Below are 19,696 nucleotides of genomic sequence, written 5' to 3'. Positions count from 1 at the left end.
TGAGAAAATATTTATTTTTTCATGAAACTTTTTTCATTGTCTGATTGTCTAACTACAAATTGTGTTGCACTTTACATTTTGAAAAAATAAAAATATTTTTTTGTTATAAGGTTTGCACAATTGCAATCACGAAGCTTAATGGATGGGGGGCGAGCAAAGTGATAAAAGCGCAGAAGGATGCTTGTTTATCAAAAGCGATGACACAGTATGGCGATTACTTAGTGCGCGTGTGCTATACATATGTACAAAACTGGGCAGTAGCCGAAGATTTAGTGCAAGATACATTCGTAAAATATTATGAAAAAATGGACCAGTTTCGAGAAGAAGCATCTGTAAAAACGTATTTATATCGTATAGCTATTAATCATTGTCATAATTATTTATCTAGTTGGCGTTATAAAAAAATACAAGTAATTGATTATTGGAATAAATTAAATGGCAATGAAGTGAATCCAGTTATTCAAGTGCTTTCAAATGAGTCCGACAGTATGTTAATTGCTGCCATTGAAAAGCTACCTACAAAATACAAGGATGTCTTATTATTATTCCACTTTGCAGAATTATCGTTAAATGAAGTTGCTGAAGCATTAAAGATGAAAGAGAATACAGTCAAGACAAGGTTAAGAAGGGCACGTCAATTAATTGGTCTGACACTACAAGAGGAGGGATTTGAATATGGATCAGATTCGTAATGCTATTAATAGTGTCTATAAAGAAGGTACGTTTTCAATGGACAATCAAACAAAAACCTTTCGAAAAATCCATCAGCAAAGAAAAAGCTCCCTAACCCCTGTTTTATTAACGGTATTCTTAACAGTAAGTCTGGTTATAGGACTGGATGTGCTTTTATTTAAAATCGAACAAATATCACCTGATACGCCTGTAATATCTGGTTCTGCATTGTACTCCGAAAAATCTGGTAAGGAAAAAGACTATACAGTTCTCCAGCAACCTTGGATGATGGCTGGGGTAGTAGCAATTGCCATTTCAGGTTGCTTTGCACTCTATGCGCTTCGTAAAAAGTGGCTATGGTGGGTGTTGCTTTGTGCAATTATTATAATAACAATTTTTGGAAATATGTCTGAACGCATTAGCTATCGCTATTATGTAGCAAATGAAGCCGATATCGTAAATACTTTGCAATCAGGGGTATGGCCCATAGGAAATACCGATGATTTACGTCTATTTGACACGATTACCATCAATCAATATCGTATGAGTTATTTTTCTACACCTAGTATGCAAGGCATTGCTTTTTTCAAGCATGATAGTAAAGGTTATAAATTGGTTCACTTTTTTTTGAACTCGGACGACACAATGCGAGTTATGGCGGTACCGGACATTCAATATATTGTAATTCCGCTTGTTAAGCAAAACACCATTAATAAGTTAATCATAAACATTAATGACGAACAGATTGAATTGGCTGTAAATGCTAATCGTGCGCAACTAGTTGCAGTCCCTTACCACTCAAATGTCGATTTATCAGCCATCACGATACGAGCTGTTCACCAAAACGGTACTGTTGACGATTTAAATGAACAAACAGACATTTATATTGCGCCAGACAGTGAATAGCTAAACATTTACTGAACCCTTCTTCTTGAACACTGCAAAAGTGACAAGATGAAGGGTTCAATTTTTGCAAGTAGCAGCATATAGATGGATGGGAATGAAAAAGAAGATGGCTACGTCTTAGGTCTTAGTCGAAGTTAAAGCTAAAGGTCGTTTTTATATATCTTAATTCAGATAAAATGGATTTAATGGAAGAATATATAGTGGGAGGAAATAAAAGTGAAAAAAATTTTATGCTTTGCTTTAATGGTTAGCGCTTCGTTAATAGTTTTAACTGGTTGTTCTTCTTTTGTTCCCGAGAAAGAAAAAGAAGATACTTTTTCGGTTAAAAAGGATGATGCGAAGAAATTAGATGTAGAAATTAATCTTGGTGTCGGTGAAATGACGGTTGCAAAAGGTGCAACGGAATGGATGGAAGGAAGCGCTCAATATAACATAAAAAAATTAGCGCCAAAAGTACACTACAAACAACGCGGGAAAACCGGTGATTTAGTCATTGAGCATAAAGGATCTACTAAAGTTAGAATTGGCAATATAAAAAACGTTTGGGATATCGAACTGAATGAAGATATACCGATGGATCTTTCGGTGGAGACAGGTGCATCAAAAGCAAGGCTGGATTTAAGAGGTCTAAAGCTTGAAAACTTAGATATTGAAACGGGTGTAGGAGATTTATACGTTAATCTAGGTGGTGATTGGAAAGAAAGCTTTGAAACGAATATTGAAACGGGTGTTGGTCAAACTACGGTTATTTTACCTTCAAAAGTCGGCGTAAAAATTACAACTGAAAAAGGAATTGGCTCCATCAATCTTGAGGGCTTTATTGCTAAAGGGAAAGGGGTTTATGTCAATGAAGCGTTTGAACAAGCAGACGTTATACTAGACATAAACTCTGAAATTGGCGTAGGTGATATTACATTTAAACTGGATAAATAAGTACTTTCTATATGGCTTTAAAATTGTGCGTCAAATACATCAGGTAAATTGTATTTGACGCTTATTTTGTGTTAGCTTAAAAGAAGCAACAGAGATTGAAGGAGCGAACGTATTGAGAACTTTTACACATAAGCAACCCGCATCGATTGAATCGACAGAGTTAGTTCAAATAGTGAATGAGGAAGGGAACGTATCTTCAAATGTGCAACGGATTTACTCCAATGGGCTAAAAAAGGCTTTTGACCGTATGATGGATTATCGGTATTTTGTACAATTCGATGTAAGCGCAGTGGATGGGCAACGTCTTTTTACATGTAAAAAAATATCCCGACGGGGGCGTGTGCATTTTAAAGGGAAGGATATTTTAATAGGCAAAGATTATATGATTGCCTATGATGGCTGGCAAATCATGATTCCTGATTTAATCATAACAGATGGTCAACATAAAATAATGCTGAATAAGGAAATGGAGGACTGGTCAGTGTTTACATTGAATGAACAGCCGATTGCACGATGGCAAGCAGTTTATCAAGAAACACATTTTGACATTACGCTTCAAATTGAAGAAACTAGCCCGATTCAGCACGAAGCTTTTTTTATTGCAATAGGACAGGCTGTGTTATTTGTCGGTGCATAGTAGGTTAAACACCAATAATTTTAAATAAATAATGATAAAACTGCCGTTAATTTTCGCTACTGGCGCATGCTTTCCACTTAGCACACAATCTGTAATGTATGTTCGAAGCAGGCGTCATCGCCATCCTCTCCAGTCAGTGTAATTGTTTGAGTGCCTGGCACTTACCCACGGCACCCACTGCATCAATGGTGAACTTGTATATTGTGAACAGCTCTCATTATGGGAGCTGTTTTTTTATTGAATGTCGGACTCACTATCAGCCAGCCAATGTAATAGTGTTACAGCAAGCATCATCACAATTATAATTACATGACCTTTTTTATATGTTTATGAAAAAGATGGGGAATTACATATAACAAGTTCCCATGGAGGGGATGCAGGCATATATTTAGCAATGAAACACTATGTATTTAAACTGCCTTTAAATGAGCATTTTACTATTAGTGCTAAAAATGAGACAACATTATCTGCTGTTCATACGATGCGCATTTTTGGACTGCCCTTTTTGCGTATAGATTATCAAATCGAACGAAATTAAGACGACCCATAACAGAAATTATTAAAAAAATCTCCCATTTCATTATGAAAACGAAATGGGAGATTTTATTTTGTAGCTATAATACCATTGAAAACAGGTGAAAAGTCTTAGTAATATCCCTAATTTATAATCCAATAGGGAAAACAATTTGTAAAAAGGATGCTGAAAAACACAAAGAAACTACTAATTTATTCAATTATATATAAGAAAAATTCTAAAATCATCCTAAAACAAATGAAAAATGGTAGATTACTAATATTGTGCAATAAAGTTAAAATTTCTTGATTGTAAACAAAGATTTTTTTCGGTTTAAGAAAGTTTTATTTTATATTTCATTAGCAAAGTGAAGGGGATTAAAAAATGACATTAAAAAAGGGGAGATTGAATAATGAACTTTAAATCGATTGGCAAAAGGATCGTTTTTGCATTTAGTATTGTAGTAGTAGTAATTGTTTTTTATATTAGTTTTAATTTTTACGAAATATCGCAAAGTAATAATGCAACTGAACAAATTGTAAATGAGGAATTACAATTATTAATTACAGATTATGAGTTAGCATCAACTATTGGATTACGGATTGCGGCAGCGCGTGGATATGTGTTGTCAGGTAATGAAAAATATAAAAATATTTATAGTGAAAACGTAGAGAGAGCACTAAAAAATGAAAAAATACGATTATCTATTTCGGAATCGTCGGAATTTAACAAGTATTCGGAAATGGCGAAAGAATGGAGTAGCTATGTCCAAAAAGAAGTATTTGATGTATATGATCAAGGCAATGTGGAATTAGCAGTACATAATTTAGCGGCAATGGATACAAAAGCTACGGAAATTCGTGAAGGATATGAAGGCTTAGCAGAACAACGTAAACAATCCATAAATGCAGTTGGAGATTCACTAATTACATCTGGGGAACGTAAGCAAACTGCAAGTATTATCGTTGGAATACTTATAGTCGTCATTGCAATTATTACAGCGCTAATTAGTGCTCGCCTTATTTCTAAACCAATTATTTTGATTACTAAGCGCATGCAGCGCATTACAGAAGGTGTTTTAAGTGAGCCTGCTCTAATTGTAAAAACAAAGGATGAAATAGGGCAATTAACAGAAGCAACAAACACTATGTCTCAAATCTTAAATGATTTGTTAAAACATATTCAATCGGTATCAAATGAAGTTGCTACACATAGTGAGGAACTAATGCAATCAGCTTCAGAGGTCAAAGATGGCACAGAGCAAATCGTTGATACGGTTGCAGAAATAGCGAGTGGAACAGAAGTGCAAGCGAGTAATGCTTCTGATGTTGCGACAAGTATGACTGACTTTTCAACCAAAGTTTCAGATGTCAATCAAAGTAGTAAAGATGTCTATCAGTTCTCTGAATCCGTGATGAGGTTAACAGAAGAGGGTAAAGAGCTTATGGAAGCTTCTACACAGCAAATGATGACCATTGACTTTATTGTGAAGGATTCGGTCGAAAAGGTAGATGAGTTAAATAAACAAACGCAGGAAATATCTAAAATTATAGCAGTTATTCAAGAAATAGCTGCGCAAACTAATTTATTGGCATTAAACGCTGCAATTGAAGCGGCACGTGCTGGGGAGCATGGTAAGGGCTTTGCTGTCGTAGCGGATGAAGTTCGAAAACTTGCTGAACAAGTATCTGCATCAATTAATGAAATCACGAATATTATACAAATAATTCAAGATGATTCAATGACTGTAACAACATCATTAGAAAAAGGTTATGGAGAGGTTGCAAAAGGTACTACACAAATCGTTTCCACAAATGAGACATTTAGTGATATTGCAAATGCTGTTTATTCCATGTCAACTAGCATCGTCCACATGTCTTCTAAGCTAGAAGAGGTTGTAGAAAGTACGATGGATATTAATAAATCAGTTGATGAAATTGCTGCTGTTTCAGAGCAATCAGCAGCAGGTATTCAAGAAACTTCTGCGACGATAGAACAAGCAGCAAGCTCTATGGATGAAATAAAAAATAGTTCAAGTAATTTAGCGGTAATGGCAGAAAATTTAAATGACCTAGTAGGTAAATTTAAATTATAAAAATTATTAAACCTATCTGATTTCATACTTTCATCACAATTAGACGATATACTATTGTAATGGAAGGTGGAGTAAAATTGAGAAAATATATACTATTAATATTAATGAGTGCACTGCTTATGGCGCCTACAGTAGCCTCTGCGCATACGATGGATAAAAGTATGCTTTATACAGATGTTTCTGCAACTTCAGCGAATATAGAAGAAATCATGGTCCTTCAAAGTATGGGGCTTATTGGTTATAACGGTGTCGACATGACACTGAACCCATCTGAGAACTTATCCCGTAAAGATTTTGCAGCTTGGATCGGAGCATTTTTCGGTCTTGAAGGTTCAACGGTGGAAGAACTTGCCCAAGCAGCAAAAAATGAAGAATATGTGTCTTCGTTAGAAGGAGACATTACGTATAAAGAAATTAATATAGCGTTATTGCATAATAAATATGAATTTGAAAAACCAGATGCAACGTTGACAAAAGAAGAGTATATTAACTTTTTATCTAAAAACTTAGATATGGATATGGGTGGACATACTTTACTTCAAATGGGTGGTTTTTCTTATGGACCAACTGGAAAAATTGAAGATGTCGTAACAGGAGATAACATGGGTGTTATCATTGAAGGCAAAACGTATATGCTATCAGGTCATCCTCGTATTTTTGCTGATTCAACAGACCCTAAAAGCTGGATTGGTCAAAACTTAGAGAAATCTATTTTGACGACGAGCGGTGGTCATCATCATGGACATGAAGAAGAACAGTCATCAAATACACCGACAATACAATATCTTCAAATTGCTTCGACTACACAACAAACAACCGAAGATACAAAAGACAAGTATGAAGGTACTGCAACACCACGAGAAGAACTGAAAAAGAATGAAGGAAATGACACAACTTCAACTAGCTCAAGCACGATATGGATTGTTGCAATTATTGCACTAGTTGCAGTGATCATAGCAATTTTCTTCATTAAACGAAAAAAATAATGTGGAAAAAACCAGTAATAAGCGAATTAATCGCTTCAGACTGTAGACAAACTCGAAGTTTTTCGAACTTGTCTATAGTCTTTTTTTATTTAAAACTAATATAGGTGATGACTACTGCCGTTGATTTCCGCTACGGGCGGGCGCTTTCCGCGGGCACATCATAAGGCGCAACCCTCGCTAACGCGCGGTTTGTTGCGTCTTACGTACTGTGCGTTCTGAGCAGGAGTCGCCCGCCCTCCACTCCAATCAACTTTAAATGTATTGCTAGCAGTGTCTACTATAATTGCTACTTGGACATGGCAAATAGCTTCATAGAGAGGGGATGCTCGAGTATGGCAAGACGAAAGTAAGAACCCATTTTTCACAATAAAAACAACAAAAGGGATTAAGATTTCTATTCTTAATCCCTTTTGTCGACAAGCTGAAGTGAATTAATCGCTTTATTGCTGGTTTTTATTTTTTAAAATTAACTTTGAGCATTAGAAATATCGGTTAATTCAGTAACTACTTATTATGAAATTAATAGTCATCCATTAGGCACTACTAAGTGAATTGTAAATTATTTGTACGAAATTGTATAACAGGAAGTTCAATGGGTATATAAATAGGATGTAATGGATTGATTAAAGGTAGTGAGCTAAGGAAAATCGTTAAAGATAGGAGGTAAGTGGATGGCAACGCTTGTTGTAAAAAAAAGTTTAATGCACCGTTATCAAAGTATCAACCAGGCGCTAAAGGATGCTAAAGTAGGTGACCTTATAGAAATAAGGGATGGCATTTACGAAGAAAGTATAGAGGTTTCAAAAAGGTTAACGCTTTATGGTAAAGGCGATGTCACGATTAAAGGCGGCGTATTTATTCGCTATCAAACACATGTAGAAATGCGGAATCTTCGTTTTAGTCAGGGACAGGGAATTTATATTAAAGGTGATTTACAGCTTGAAAACTGCGTAATTGAGCAACAAATGGTGAGTACGCAAGTAACAGTTAACTTTGGAAGTCTAATGATGAAAAATGTCGATATTATAGCAAGCCCATCCAACCAATTTGGACTGCGAATTGATAATGGGTCTAGCGTAATGCTTTCGGAGTCTTCGATACAACAACATGCCAAGGCACAAATCATCGTGCAAAATAGTGAAATTTCAATGTCAAAATGTTTGTTGTTAGAGGGTGCAATGAATGGAATCTTTGCCATACGGAATGTCAAAATGTCCATAGAGGATTGTGAAATTCATGGGCACGAAAAAACACAAATTGTTGCAGCTTCAAGCACAATTAATATGATAAATACAGTAATTCATGGAGGAAAAGATCTAGGAATTCAAGTATTTAGTAGTTCTAAAATAACAATGGATCATTGTGAGATAAAACATCATATAGGAACAAATGTAGTTGTCCATGAAAGCGATATTGTTGCGACAGATAGCATCATTGCGAATGGTCAAAGTAACGGATTTTATATAGGTGAAAAATCAAAAGCTATAATCTATGATTGTCTGTTATTTGAACATGTCAAGCCACAGTTGTTTATTGAAAATAGTAAAGCTGATGTTCGAAAATGTCATGTGAGAAAAGGTAGTACAACAGGAGTCACTATTTTTAACGAAGCTGATGTCATAATGACGGAATGTGATATACATCACCATACACAATTCCATGTTATTGTAGACGCAAGTGGGCTTGTAGTCGATCAATGCATGATACATTCTGGGCAGACGGGCGGAATTTATGGCAATGACCATGCAAAGATTACTCTAAAAAATTCACACATACAGGATTTTGAAAGCCATCATATTTATATAAATAATGCACGTCTTTTTGCGAATAATTGTACTTTTAAACACATTATAGGTAATGGTATTACATGTATTGATGCAATTGTTGAAGTGGTAGACAGTCAATTTTTGCACTGTCAGAAAAGCCCTTATTCAATTTTTTGGTCTGATAAGTCAATGGGACGCATCCAAAATTGCGTAATCGATGAAACCGAGCGAACATTTTTAGCAATGACCAATCAATCTCTTCTTGAAATCGTCAACATGAGTTTACCTCATGTCAAAACAGCAGCAATTGTCCAGGAACAAAGTCAACTATATATACGTGGGGAATTTAATGTTGGCAATTGTCAAAAAGATAGCTCCTCAAAAATCACACGTCCAAATTTACAGCCCGTAACGACTGAAAAAATACAGCGACTCGTTGAGAAGTTCAGTACATGTAACGTTAGCAAGGGGGAACAATGAGAAAAATGTAACAGGAGTAGTTTCAAGCTTTTTGAAATTACTTTTTTTATGTAAAAAGTCACTAAGTTTAGCTATAAAAATAGTCCTTCATATAGAGCAACAAAGATAGATTTCAAAAATAAACATGAAAGAATACATTCATTATTTGGACGATACGAGTGTAAATACTTGAAGATTACTTTTAATTCATGCAAAATATTGACAAAGATTACTGGATTTCGACATAAAAAAATTCCTTTTTAAAGTGTGAAAAATGTTTCATTGCTATTGCTCAAGGGAGTATTATGTTAGAAAACCTTGTTAATTTATTGGAATTAAGGAACAAAGTATTTGTAATATTATATACAATATAATAATCAGTGTATTAATAGAAGAATATGTTATTAGAAAATTTTGTTTATAGATTGATTAATTCGTGTGTTATATCCTATAATTAGTAAAAATGGTTCATTAATAATAATGCGTGTCTTCAGTACTAGAACTTTGGATAATGTTTTTGGAATAGTGAATTATTTTTGGAATATGAAATGGGGTGAGAAAAGATGTTTGGGCTTTCGAAAGAAGAAATTATGTTGATGCTTAAGAAGGTTGAATTGGCAGATAACCAAAAAAGTGCAATAGCTGATATATTTCATCAAAATAATCTGCGAATTGAGCAACAGCTAGCATTTATTATCCATCTAGTAATAGATGAGCGCGAACGGAATACTTCAAACAATACATATTTAAATTAATGCAGAGTGATTTTGTCGAAGGAATGCAAAAAAATGTCCTGACAGATCCATAGAACAATTTGTCAATATTAAGTGAACTCATATATATATATTAAGTTATAAAAATCACAGTAGTATGCAACTGTGATTTTTTCTTGTTTTAAAAATGGTAAATATTGAAACTTTAATGAGATATAAACGTAAAAGATAATTAGGAATGCTCGATATGCAAAACGATTAATTCCAATAACAATCATAAATGTCTGTATCAGCATCAAATTGGACTAATGCTAGAAAGAATTAATTTCCTTATTTAACATAGAGATAACTATCTTTTATATCAAAAATAAATCATTTCTTAGACAATTTCTTGTAAATTTATTAAGTCGTTGGAAAACTTTCGTAGTAAAGGAGCTTAATTAGATTGACTATTTTACAAAGACTTATTGAACAGGCGAAGCGTCCAAGAGGGTTGATAGGCTCAGTAATGCTACGTATTATGAATGTAGCCCATAGTGGAATAAATAATTGGTTAATTCAAAGTGGTGCAATTGAAAATGGCGATGTAGTTTTAGACATTGGATGTGGTGGCGGAAGAACAATCGAAGCATTATCCAAAATCAATCGTCATGGAAAAATCTATGGAATCGATTTTTCCGAACAAGCGATAAGAAATACTACGAATGTAAATCAGTTAGATGTAGCTAGTGGTAAAGTAATTGTAAAACAGGCAAGTGTTTCTAATATCCCATATCCAGAAGCCTTTTTTTATAAAATAACAGCATGCCAAACACATTATTTTTGGGAAGATTTAGCAAACGATGTTAAAGAAGTATTTAGGGTTTTAAAACAAGGTGGTCAGTTTATTATCATTTCAGAAATATACAAAATCAATTATCATAGGAAGGACTATAAAACCAATATAGAGCTAAGGCAGCTATTCGACAGTGTCGGTTTTCAATCGATGAACATACAAGAACATACAAAAAATGGCTGGCTCTATATAGTAGGTACCAAATAACCGATAAAAATTAAAATGGAGGTTGAATCGATGAAAAGATGTGAATGGGTAAAGTTGGACGAGCCTTTATATGTAGATTATCATGATAAGGAATGGGGTGTACCAGTTTATGACGATCAACACTTATTTGAGATGCTTTGTCTAGAAGGAGCACAGGCTGGACTTAGCTGGTGGACGATTTTACAAAAAAGAGAGGGCTACCGTGAGGCTTTTGACAAATTTGATGCATCTAAAATCGTCACATATACAGAAGATAAGTTAGCTGAACTTAAAGAGGATCAGCGTATCGTTCGCAATAAACTTAAAATAGCCAGTGTCGTAACGAACGCGCAAGCTTTTTTAAAAATACAACAACAACATAAATCATTTTCTGATTACATATGGTCCTTTGTCGATCATCAGCCTATTGTCAACAATTGGGCAACTATAGCTGAAGTACCCGTGACAACAGAGTTAAGTGAACGTATGAGCAAACAATTAAAAAAAGATGGATTTAAATTTGTTGGAAGTACAATTTGTTATTCATTTATGCAAGCAGTAGGAATGGTTAATGATCATATAGTTGATTGCGGTTGTCGTCAATGATAATTTCAGCGTGTTAGTAAAAGAAAAAGGCGTGTATCATCGTCCTAGAAGAAAGCGCCTTCAAAAACAACTCTAAAGTTGAAGTATAGCAATTGAAAAGTGACTTAAATGAAGGTGTATTGCTCGTTTACTTTAAAAAATAACGAAATTCAGCTAGACAATTGGTATGTTTTATTATATAATAAAATTAATAAAAAGATTTCTTGATTTAAAATATTGAATTCACCTATTACAAAAAGTAATCGTGTTTTTCGGTACTTTTTATAATAGGTGAATTTTTTTTTTGAAGAAATTGTTTATTAATTTATTTTTTTGGAGGTTTCGTATATGAAACAAGGTACAGTTAAATGGTTTAACGCAGAAAAAGGTTTTGGATTTATCGAAGTTGAAGGTGAAGCAGACGTATTCGCTCACTTCTCAGCGATTCAAGGTGAAGGTTTCAAATCACTTGACGAAGGTCAAAAAGTTGAATTTGAAGTGGAAGACGGTAACCGCGGACCACAAGCTAAAAACATCGTTAAACTTTAATTAATAATTGCATTTGCAAAAGAGGCATCCTTCGGGATTGCCTCTTTTTTTGTGCTGTGGAAACATCCGCTATACAAAGAATTGTTCATGTAGGATAGTTAACGTTATTTTCATGCCATGTTAAAAGCATCAGCCTGTAAATTATGAAGACGCCAATGTAAGCACCAGATACTAAAAATAATGGATTTAAAAAAATGGCATGGATTGTTGTCATAAATACTGCATTATCCACAATGATTTGATAGATGGAGGTAGATGCAATGCCCCCAAATATGAGCATAGCAAAAACTGCTAGAACGTTAAACAAAAGGCGCACGATTTTGCTTTTCTTTTGAAGCAATAGCATTACGACAGGAACAATTATGCTTGATGCTACCAATAACATTTTCAATCAATCACTTCCTTTACCTAATTATGACCACAGACATTTAGACATAAACATTCGCTGTAGTAAACATGCTCATTCTATTGCATGGAAAACAACATTTTAGTAATGAGAAGTGTTAAATAATTGATAATGGGGTAATAAAGATTAAGTGAGAGGCGTAAAAGGGGTATCACCCGTATAAGTAAAATTAGAAATTTATATGCGAATATAGGATGGTTATGCCTTACAAAACATATAATGATTTATGTACCAACATGGTAAACAAGAGCAATCAACCTGATGAAATGAGAACGTAAATGAAAAATAAGGGGGAACATGAAAATAAAAGTTAATCGTTTTTTACACACGAAAAGGAAGGTGTATAAAATGGAGAATAAATCAGTTGTAAAAAGTGGAATAGGGTTTGGCTCAGTTCTAGCCATTACAATATCTTGGAGTGTTAATCATTCAATAATTTGGGCTATTATTCACGGTTGTTTTAGTTGGTTATATGTAATTTATTATGCTTTAACAAGATAAGGTACTTTTAAACAAATATAAATGACAGAATATGCATATTGTTGCTAATCATATACTTTGCCGTTTTGGCATACATAACTAAGTGTTGCTTTGAATCTAGTGAAACTTCAAGCATCTGTATTAGAAAAAGGGATGATACTATTCATATACGCAACATGAAAATAAATAATTGGATTATTGTAGAAAGGTTGATAGGATGACACATCAAGTTACTGCTAAGAGCAATATTGATTTTTGTGCAACAGGTGTTGATGAAGTTTTGCAAAATGTAGCTTATATTTTATCTACATTTGTCATGTCTTACCCAGAAAAAAGGGTGAGAGATAAGAAAAAGGAGATGGAAGTACCCTTTCAAATTGCAAAGAGACGGAATACCGCACGTATTATTGACAGTATCAAACGTTTTGAACCGCGTGCAGTTGTAATAGATGTGGACTATTTAGGAGATGTGTTTATAGGAAAGCTAGAACCAATTGTAAAAGTAATAGTAAATGGATAACGGAGCTTTGTAATTGTAATAAAATGAAATGGTCAAATGGTATAGACGATATAGAAAGCATCTGCTTGGCAATAACGGATAAATTAATAATTGGTTGACGCAGCAGACATTGTCTGAGCAGACTGAAAAGTATTCTAGATTGCAAGCAGATGCTTATTAAGAGTTAGTTGATCTCTAGTTTATAACTATACAGCCGCAATACGTCTAATTGCGTCAATTTTTTCGCAATCGATGATAATTGGTTCGAATGCTGCTCCATTTTCAACGAAATATGCACAGCAATTTCTGTTATCTAATTTTAAGAATACAACTCCAAGGAAGCTACCCCCACCCGATAAATAAACATCAACTGTAGTTCCTAACTCAAATCGTTTTAATAAATGACAAATACAGCCTTTACATTGATGGTGATCATCTTGGCATTCATCTCGATCTTCTTTCCAACAATGTTTTTCTTCTTTACAATCACAATGATGCTGCTTATGTTTCCATTCATCATATTTATGACAGCATGGTTTTTCATTATGTTCTTGGTCATGTTTACCGCAGCACCATTTCTTTTCAAATTTACTATAATCCCAATTCATATGTTTGAAGTATCTATTATCTTCCATTCTTTTATCTCCCTTTTGTTAGTTTATTGTGTAATGCGAGCGCCAGCTTTACATTTATATACTATGAATTGAAATGCAATTGACTTGGTAAAATGTCCATCAAATAGATTTAAAACAAAATATTATTTCGAAAAAATAAATTGGTATGTATACCTAACAGCAGCGGATAGTATAAAAATATAAGGTTTAGATAACATAGTTTAAAAATAAATGGGTGATAAGTATGCTCCAGTAACACAAATCCAAACGAGAACGAAGTATGAAGTTATACCCCAGTTAATTAACTTCATATAACTACTACGACCGCTATTTCCTCATATATCAAATTTCTTCTTTAAAAGCGATTTCTTTAAGGTTTCGTATTTTATTGATAAAGGAGAGCTAGAGAGGGTGCATAAAAGACTAAAAAGAGGCCTTTTTTTTATAATGATTGTTTTGATTGTCTTATTAGCAATTTATTTAAAAAATCAAATGCCTTCAACTGTACAAATTACTCAATATAATTCTTCACAAACAAATGCTGAGGATATAGCACAAAAATTACAAAGTACCCAATTAACAAAAAAAATAATTATGGCGTTACGCGCTGAAGGCTATCAACCTGATAGTACGATTGAATATTTAATTGACTCCGCGGACAATCAAATCATTACAATACATTTACATGATTTAGAAAAATTAGATAGTAGAACAGAAAGTAAAATTCAAAAGATAGTAACTGGTATTGCCGAAAAAAATAACTTTAATTTGTTTATTGTAGATATTCAACTTACAAATATAGATTGAAGTTTTTGTACATGTCTAATCCTATAAGACAAAATAGATAGTAATAACTATGTCAAATTGAAAAATATTGTAAAATTATTATAGTTTATACTTCCCTTTATTGGTATATTAAGTATGTTAAAAGAAATATTGGGAGGATTTAATAATGAAGAAGTTTGTATTAATGGCTGTATTTTCTTTCGTAGCAATTATGGCAGCAGCATGTGGAAATGAAGTAAGTAAGGGCGGTAACACCTCTTTACCATCGAGTGAAACAAAGAAGGAAGAATCATCATCTGAAAAAGAATCTGAAAATAAAGATGAAGCTAAAAAGGATGAAGCAGAACAAGAAGCAGCTGCTCCGGTTGTAACGGTTAATTACGCTAGAAACTATTTAGAAGATGTTCCTAGTATTACAGAAGAACAATTAACATTGGATAAGCAATCATATAATTTCATTTCAACAAATGCAGATTTGTTCCCTGCATTATCAAAAGAAGCAATTCAAAAGACAAAAAAGCTTGCGGATGATAAAATCACTTCCAAGCATTTAAATAAAAATATAAAGCCGTATTTAGAGCAAATGGTAACTTTTGCAGGCGATATTATTCAGATTCAGGAGGAAACATTAGATGATGGAACACCTCTATCAGTCATTCTAATTGAAGATATGGATTTTAATGCTATATTTGCAATTGGTTATCATTCAACAGAATTCCTTGAGGGAGATTTTGTTGAAATTTGGGGTTTACCATTAGGGCCATATAATTATGAAAATGTTGATGGTGGCACTACATTAGCTCAAGCTATTGCAACATCCTATATCGAATAGTAAACAACTGGGCACACTCATAGAGATGTGCCCATTGTTATGCGAAAGTAAATCAAAACGACCTATGCTATAATCGCTAGGAAAGAGGTGATTATACTGAATATATTAGTTTTTGGGGCTACTGGTCGTGTAGGTAGACACATTGTTTCATTGGCATTAAAAGAAGGTCATCACGTAATAGCTTTAGTTCGTACGCCAAGTAAATTGAACATAACCGATGAAAATTTACATGTTAAGCAAGGAAATGTCTTAAACATTGAAGATATTGCATCTGTTATGGCTAATGCAGATGTTGTCATTAGTGCACTAAATACTGATGGTACAAAGACATTGACAGAAAGTTTACCTCTAATTTTACAAGAGATGAAAAAGAGAAATTTATATCGAATTATTACTGTTGGGACAGCAGGAATATTACAAAGCCGTCTAACGCCTAGTTTACTACGATATCAGTCCAGTGAATCGAAAAGAAAAACAACAAGAGCAGCCCAAGAACATCACAATGTATTAAAGATATTGGAAGGATCTGATATGGAATGGACAATTGTTTGCCCTACATATTTACCCGATGGACATTATACTGGTAATTATCGCGTAGAACGAGATTACTTACCTGAGAGTGGAACTGAAATCTCAGTAGCTGACACTGCGGAATTTACCTACCAACAAATTCGATGTACAAAATATGTGAAATCTCGGGTAGGCATTGCTTACTAAGAGAAAAATAAGATGTTTTATAAAGCGGTTGAATAAATTTAAAACACACTAGTTTTAACATTAATTTGTTAAAGCTAGTGTTTTTTTTTACTAATATAGATGTCTAACATTTAAAAAGTTAAATAAAAAAGGCTACCTTCGATAGAAAGTAGCCCCAAAACAGGAGAGTTTGTTGTAAAAGCTTATTGTGCTTTACATTACTATTCATATGCTATGGAAGCTATTTTTGACTAGCCGTCCGCCTGAAAACTATAAAATACAATTATTTTATCCATTACTATATTTCATTACCCAGTTGAAAAGGCTTAAATTTGTGGAGGAAGTATATCATTGACAATGTGTATACAAATGTATACAATGAAATTGTTATTAGATGTATACATATGTATACAAAAGGAGGATATAAAATGAGAAGAGAAGAATTTAAAGAATATAAAAGAGATGGACATCATCGTGGTGAGCGATACAGAGGAAAGGATAGTTCTTCGCATCATCGAGGGCCAAAAACATTCCGTCGAGGCAGAGCTATAGCCTTTTTAGAGACAATGAATGTAAAGCGTGCAACGATTAAACAGCAATTAGAACAACCTGAGTATCAATCAATTCAACAAATTTTAGTTGGAGAATTAAAAGCAATGGATATGGTCATTAATGAATTTATCCAATTATTTGAAATTCAAGAAAATGAAACAATGGATATGATTAATGAAGAGGAAAATACGATTATTGATAATAAAGAATCTATGCTGAATGAGGCGGAAGGTAAAGATATAAATGAAACAAATTAATCACTACATTGATTCCACTTTTTATCATCAAGATACATTATTGGAGGATGTTATTTCATCTATTGAAGAAAATGGCATGCCCTCAATCTCAGTTTCACCCTCTTCGGGTAAATTTTTAACAATGCTTGTATCCATCTCCGGTGCAAAAAAAATATTAGAAATAGGCGCACTTGGAGGGTATAGTGGAATATGTCTAGCTAGGGGCTTTGGTAGTGAAGGGAATTTAACTTCCCTTGAATTAGAGGGAAAATATGCAAAATTAGCAGCAAGTAACTTATCTAAAGCGGGATTTAGTCAGCAAGTGACCTATATGACTGGACCAGCTTTACAAAGTCTCGCAACATTAGCAGAAGATAAAAAACGATTTGACTTTTTCTTTATTGATGCTGATAAAGATAATTATGAAAACTACTTAAACTATTGTCTTTCTCTTGCTGAAGAGGGGGCATTAATCGTTACAGATAACGTACTTGCTGGTGGCAGTGTAGCAGATCAAAGTGCAAAAAATAAACGTTATACAGAAATAATGAAGAAATTTAATAAAACAGTGGCTAATCACCCCCAATTAGAATCTATTCTTATCCCAATCGGTGATGGTATCACAATTTCAAAAGTAAAAATAAAAGAATGAGTATAAAAGGAAATAAATGCCTCGAGAGTTAAGCTCTCGAGGCATTTTGTCATTTTCTAGTTTATTCCATTTTTAAACAGAAAAAGGCTGTAGCAAAAATTACAAATGCTACAGCTTAAAAGAAAAATGTTTAGGGAGATTCATGGCTTTAAATTTATTATGGCACAGTTGTAGTAATTTTATACTTCATATGACCGTTAATAATTCAAATTAAAAAGCATTTTTTAAGGAAATCAACAGATAATAAAGTACTAAATATTTTTCTCTGGGAAGTGAAGATTTTTGAAGAAGTTTATGCTGTTAATCATGCCTATTTGCATTTTGGTGGTATCTGTTTTTTTTGTAAGCAAAAGTTTCTCTGCAGATAAAGGAAGGAAGTATTATGAAGAAGCAGGGCAGATATTGTGGGAAATCAAAACGAATGAAAAAATTATTGCGTTGACCTTTGATGATGGTCCTCATAAAAAATACACGCCAGAGATATTAGATATATTAGCTAAATATCAGGCAAAATCAACATTTTTTATCGTTGGGGAAAATGCTGATAAGAACTCAGAAGTTGTTCAACGAATGTATGAAGAAGGGCATGAATTAGCCATTCACACATATACTCATCCGTTAAGAACGAGCGTGCCTAATTTACTGAAGGAAATTAAACTAACACATGATACAATATACGGTATTACTGGATATACGCCGACTTTATTTCGTCCTGTAGAAGGACAGTACACAGATGGAATGATTGAAGCAGTTGCAAAGGAAGGATATAAAGTTGTAATGTGGTCTTGGCATCAAGATACAATGGATTGGAAAAGTCCTGGTGTTAATAAAATTGTAAATACTGTATTAAGAGGAGCTAAAGAAGGAAATATCGTTCTTTTTCATGATGGCGGAGGAGATCGGGGACAAACCGTTAAAGCTTTAGAAAAAATTCTACCTGAGCTTGAAAAGCAAGGATACAAATTTGTCACGGTATCTGAATTACTTGAAGTGCAAAAAGTAAATAGAAAATTGGAAGAAAATAAATAAAAGATATAGTTCCGAAATTGTAAGAACTAAAACCAACACCTCGATTAGTGGCACTATACAAGTGAGCACTTTTCGGGGTTTACTGTTCAAGCGTGTTTATTATATATTATAGTAATTAATGGAATAAATAAAATTTTTTAATATAGAGACGAGGGGAAATAAATGAAGCAAGCTTTAGTAGTTATCGATGCTCAACAAGAATTAATTGATGGTAATAACGAAGAACAAGAAGTATTTAAGAAAGATAGATTAATTGAAAATATTAATTTCGTTATTCAACAAGCATTAACAGAGAATGCTTTTATTATTTTTGTTAGAGATGAAGATGTTGCAAATGGTCAAGGGGATGGGTTTCAAGTTCATAAGAAAATTAACATTCCAACAAATAGAGCAATATTTATAGATAAAAAAGCGACTAATGCTTTTTATCAAACTGACTTACTCCAATATTTAAAAGATCAGAAAGTGTTTCATTTAGTTATTATGGGTTGTAAAACAGAGCATTGTATCGATACAGCAGTGAGGGCAGCTACAGTGCTGTCGTTCGATGTCACTCTAGTTGCTGATGGACATTCAACAACTGATTCAAAGTCACTTTCAGCAGAGCAAATTATTGCGCATCACAATGAAACGCTGCATGGTCATTATAATGTTGATAATTTTGCTGTTGTCAGAAACGCCCAAGATTATGTATTCAAACCTAACCACAATCAATATCGAACAGAGAAGTAGGTATTCGAATGTATAAAAATAAAGAAGAGCACAAAAAATGTGCTCTCCAATTACTAACGACGATGTTCTACAAGGTCTATTGCTCCTAACACGATATGTGCTAAACCAAATCCAAAGACTGTGTTTGCAATCATTTTGTTAGAACCACTTTTTTGCTTTAAGGCATAGCCGGCAGCCGTAACAGCGGAACCTAAAATAGTTGGGATTAAACCTTCTCGAATGTTATTCATCAACAATCCCTCCATCGTAGTTAATTGGCGTAATGACACCATTATTACTATTTACGAATATGCATGATGCTATACTTGTCTATTGTTGTTTTAGTAAAATGCGCATTCAAAGCTGC

At 33.7% G+C, this 19,696-nt stretch carries 23 protein-coding genes; 20 read left to right on the top strand and 3 right to left on the bottom strand.

Annotation, left to right across the window (positions count from 1 at the left end):
* Positions 1–158 precede the first annotated feature (158 nt).
* The 11 genes from ACQKNX_RS24040 (at position 159) to ACQKNX_RS23990 (ending at position 11,836) form a co-directional block, all read left to right on the top strand.
* Positions 159–692 carry a sigma-70 family RNA polymerase sigma factor gene (locus ACQKNX_RS24040; protein ID WP_427431075.1) on the top strand — a complete coding sequence of 178 codons (534 nt, stop codon included), beginning with the start codon at positions 159–161 and terminating at the stop codon, positions 690–692.
* The gene (locus ACQKNX_RS24035; RefSeq protein ID WP_427431074.1) at positions 676–1,578 is read left to right on the top strand and encodes a hypothetical protein; all 903 of its coding nucleotides are present in this window, start codon (positions 676–678) and stop codon (positions 1,576–1,578) included. Before ACQKNX_RS24040 ends, ACQKNX_RS24035 begins: the two co-directional genes overlap by 17 nt.
* 216 nt (positions 1,579–1,794) lie before the next feature.
* Positions 1,795–2,511, top strand: coding sequence for a toast rack family protein (locus ACQKNX_RS24030; protein WP_427431073.1), 717 nt, complete (start codon positions 1,795–1,797; stop codon positions 2,509–2,511).
* 112 nt (positions 2,512–2,623) lie between these two features.
* Positions 2,624–3,148 carry a tubby C-terminal domain-like protein gene (locus ACQKNX_RS24025; protein WP_427431072.1) on the top strand — a complete coding sequence of 175 codons (525 nt, stop codon included), beginning with the start codon at positions 2,624–2,626 and terminating at the stop codon, positions 3,146–3,148.
* A 926-nt stretch (positions 3,149–4,074) separates the two neighbouring features.
* A complete protein-coding gene (locus tag ACQKNX_RS24020) occupies positions 4,075–5,757 on the top strand; it encodes a methyl-accepting chemotaxis protein (protein ID WP_427431071.1) in 1,683 nt (560 codons plus the stop codon).
* 77 nt (positions 5,758–5,834) lie between these two features.
* The gene (locus tag ACQKNX_RS24015) at positions 5,835–6,743 is read left to right on the top strand and encodes an S-layer homology domain-containing protein (RefSeq protein ID WP_427431070.1); all 909 of its coding nucleotides are present in this window, start codon (positions 5,835–5,837) and stop codon (positions 6,741–6,743) included.
* 671 nt (positions 6,744–7,414) lie between these two features.
* On the top strand, positions 7,415–8,989 hold the full coding sequence (locus ACQKNX_RS24010) for a right-handed parallel beta-helix repeat-containing protein (protein WP_427431069.1): 1,575 nt from the start codon (positions 7,415–7,417) through the stop codon (positions 8,987–8,989).
* A gap of 542 nt (positions 8,990–9,531) precedes the next feature.
* Positions 9,532–9,723, top strand: coding sequence for a hypothetical protein (locus tag ACQKNX_RS24005; RefSeq protein ID WP_172771839.1), 192 nt, complete (start codon positions 9,532–9,534; stop codon positions 9,721–9,723).
* A 403-nt stretch (positions 9,724–10,126) separates the two neighbouring features.
* Positions 10,127–10,723 carry a class I SAM-dependent methyltransferase gene (locus tag ACQKNX_RS24000; protein WP_427431068.1) on the top strand — a complete coding sequence of 199 codons (597 nt, stop codon included), beginning with the start codon at positions 10,127–10,129 and terminating at the stop codon, positions 10,721–10,723.
* Positions 10,724–10,753: 30 nt separating this feature from the next.
* Positions 10,754–11,308 carry a DNA-3-methyladenine glycosylase I gene (locus ACQKNX_RS23995; protein ID WP_427431067.1) on the top strand — a complete coding sequence of 185 codons (555 nt, stop codon included), beginning with the start codon at positions 10,754–10,756 and terminating at the stop codon, positions 11,306–11,308.
* 327 nt (positions 11,309–11,635) lie between these two features.
* Positions 11,636–11,836, top strand: a complete 201-nt coding sequence (locus ACQKNX_RS23990) for a cold-shock protein (protein WP_024360941.1) — start codon at positions 11,636–11,638, stop codon at positions 11,834–11,836.
* Between the two features lie 85 nt (positions 11,837–11,921).
* On the opposite strand, the gene ACQKNX_RS23985 is transcribed toward ACQKNX_RS23990, so the two are convergent.
* Positions 11,922–12,221, bottom strand: a complete 300-nt coding sequence (locus ACQKNX_RS23985; protein ID WP_427431106.1) for a transposase — start codon at positions 12,219–12,221, stop codon at positions 11,922–11,924.
* Positions 12,222–12,590: 369 nt separating this feature from the next.
* Between ACQKNX_RS23985 and ACQKNX_RS23980 the strand changes: the two genes are divergently transcribed.
* Positions 12,591–12,743 (top strand): hypothetical protein, encoded by a 153-nt coding sequence (locus ACQKNX_RS23980; protein ID WP_427431066.1) that lies wholly within the window; start codon positions 12,591–12,593, stop codon positions 12,741–12,743.
* A 196-nt stretch (positions 12,744–12,939) separates the two neighbouring features.
* Positions 12,940–13,242: a hypothetical protein gene (locus ACQKNX_RS23975; protein ID WP_427431065.1), complete on the top strand. Its 303-nt coding sequence runs from the start codon at positions 12,940–12,942 to the stop codon at positions 13,240–13,242.
* A gap of 185 nt (positions 13,243–13,427) precedes the next feature.
* Here ACQKNX_RS23975 and ACQKNX_RS23970 read toward each other — a convergent pair whose 3' ends face one another.
* Positions 13,428–13,856 (bottom strand): hypothetical protein, encoded by a 429-nt coding sequence (locus ACQKNX_RS23970; protein WP_427431064.1) that lies wholly within the window; start codon positions 13,854–13,856, stop codon positions 13,428–13,430.
* 390 nt (positions 13,857–14,246) lie between these two features.
* Here ACQKNX_RS23970 and ACQKNX_RS23965 point away from each other — a divergent pair, with 390 nt between their 5' ends.
* From ACQKNX_RS23965 to ACQKNX_RS23935, 7 genes are all read left to right on the top strand, one after another.
* Positions 14,247–14,642 carry a hypothetical protein gene (locus ACQKNX_RS23965; protein WP_427431063.1) on the top strand — a complete coding sequence of 132 codons (396 nt, stop codon included), beginning with the start codon at positions 14,247–14,249 and terminating at the stop codon, positions 14,640–14,642.
* Positions 14,643–14,787: 145 nt separating this feature from the next.
* The gene (locus ACQKNX_RS23960) at positions 14,788–15,453 is read left to right on the top strand and encodes a hypothetical protein (protein WP_427431061.1); all 666 of its coding nucleotides are present in this window, start codon (positions 14,788–14,790) and stop codon (positions 15,451–15,453) included.
* Positions 15,454–15,549: 96 nt separating this feature from the next.
* A complete protein-coding gene (locus tag ACQKNX_RS23955; RefSeq protein ID WP_427431105.1) occupies positions 15,550–16,170 on the top strand; it encodes an NAD(P)-dependent oxidoreductase in 621 nt (206 codons plus the stop codon).
* A 407-nt stretch (positions 16,171–16,577) separates the two neighbouring features.
* The gene (locus ACQKNX_RS23950; protein ID WP_427431060.1) at positions 16,578–16,958 is read left to right on the top strand and encodes a hypothetical protein; all 381 of its coding nucleotides are present in this window, start codon (positions 16,578–16,580) and stop codon (positions 16,956–16,958) included.
* Positions 16,945–17,589 carry an O-methyltransferase gene (locus ACQKNX_RS23945; protein WP_427431059.1) on the top strand — a complete coding sequence of 215 codons (645 nt, stop codon included), beginning with the start codon at positions 16,945–16,947 and terminating at the stop codon, positions 17,587–17,589. Before ACQKNX_RS23950 ends, ACQKNX_RS23945 begins: the two co-directional genes overlap by 14 nt.
* Before the next feature lie 282 nt (positions 17,590–17,871).
* Positions 17,872–18,618 (top strand): polysaccharide deacetylase family protein, encoded by a 747-nt coding sequence (locus ACQKNX_RS23940; protein ID WP_427431058.1) that lies wholly within the window; start codon positions 17,872–17,874, stop codon positions 18,616–18,618.
* Between the two features lie 162 nt (positions 18,619–18,780).
* Entirely contained in the window at positions 18,781–19,350 is a 570-nt protein-coding gene (locus tag ACQKNX_RS23935) for a cysteine hydrolase family protein (RefSeq protein WP_427431057.1), read from the top strand.
* Between the two features lie 53 nt (positions 19,351–19,403).
* Here ACQKNX_RS23935 and ACQKNX_RS23930 read toward each other — a convergent pair whose 3' ends face one another.
* Complete coding sequence (locus ACQKNX_RS23930; protein ID WP_172771828.1) at positions 19,404–19,580, bottom strand: asparagine synthase; 177 nt, start codon at positions 19,578–19,580, stop codon at positions 19,404–19,406.
* Between the last annotated feature and the right edge of the window lie 116 nt (positions 19,581–19,696).

The organism is Lysinibacillus sp. NPDC093712 (assembly GCF_050280025.1).
Classification (GTDB): domain Bacteria; phylum Bacillota; class Bacilli; order Bacillales_A; family Planococcaceae; genus Lysinibacillus.
The sequence above is the reverse complement of the archived record's forward strand: the minus strand, read 5'-3'. Positions and strand labels throughout refer to the sequence as shown.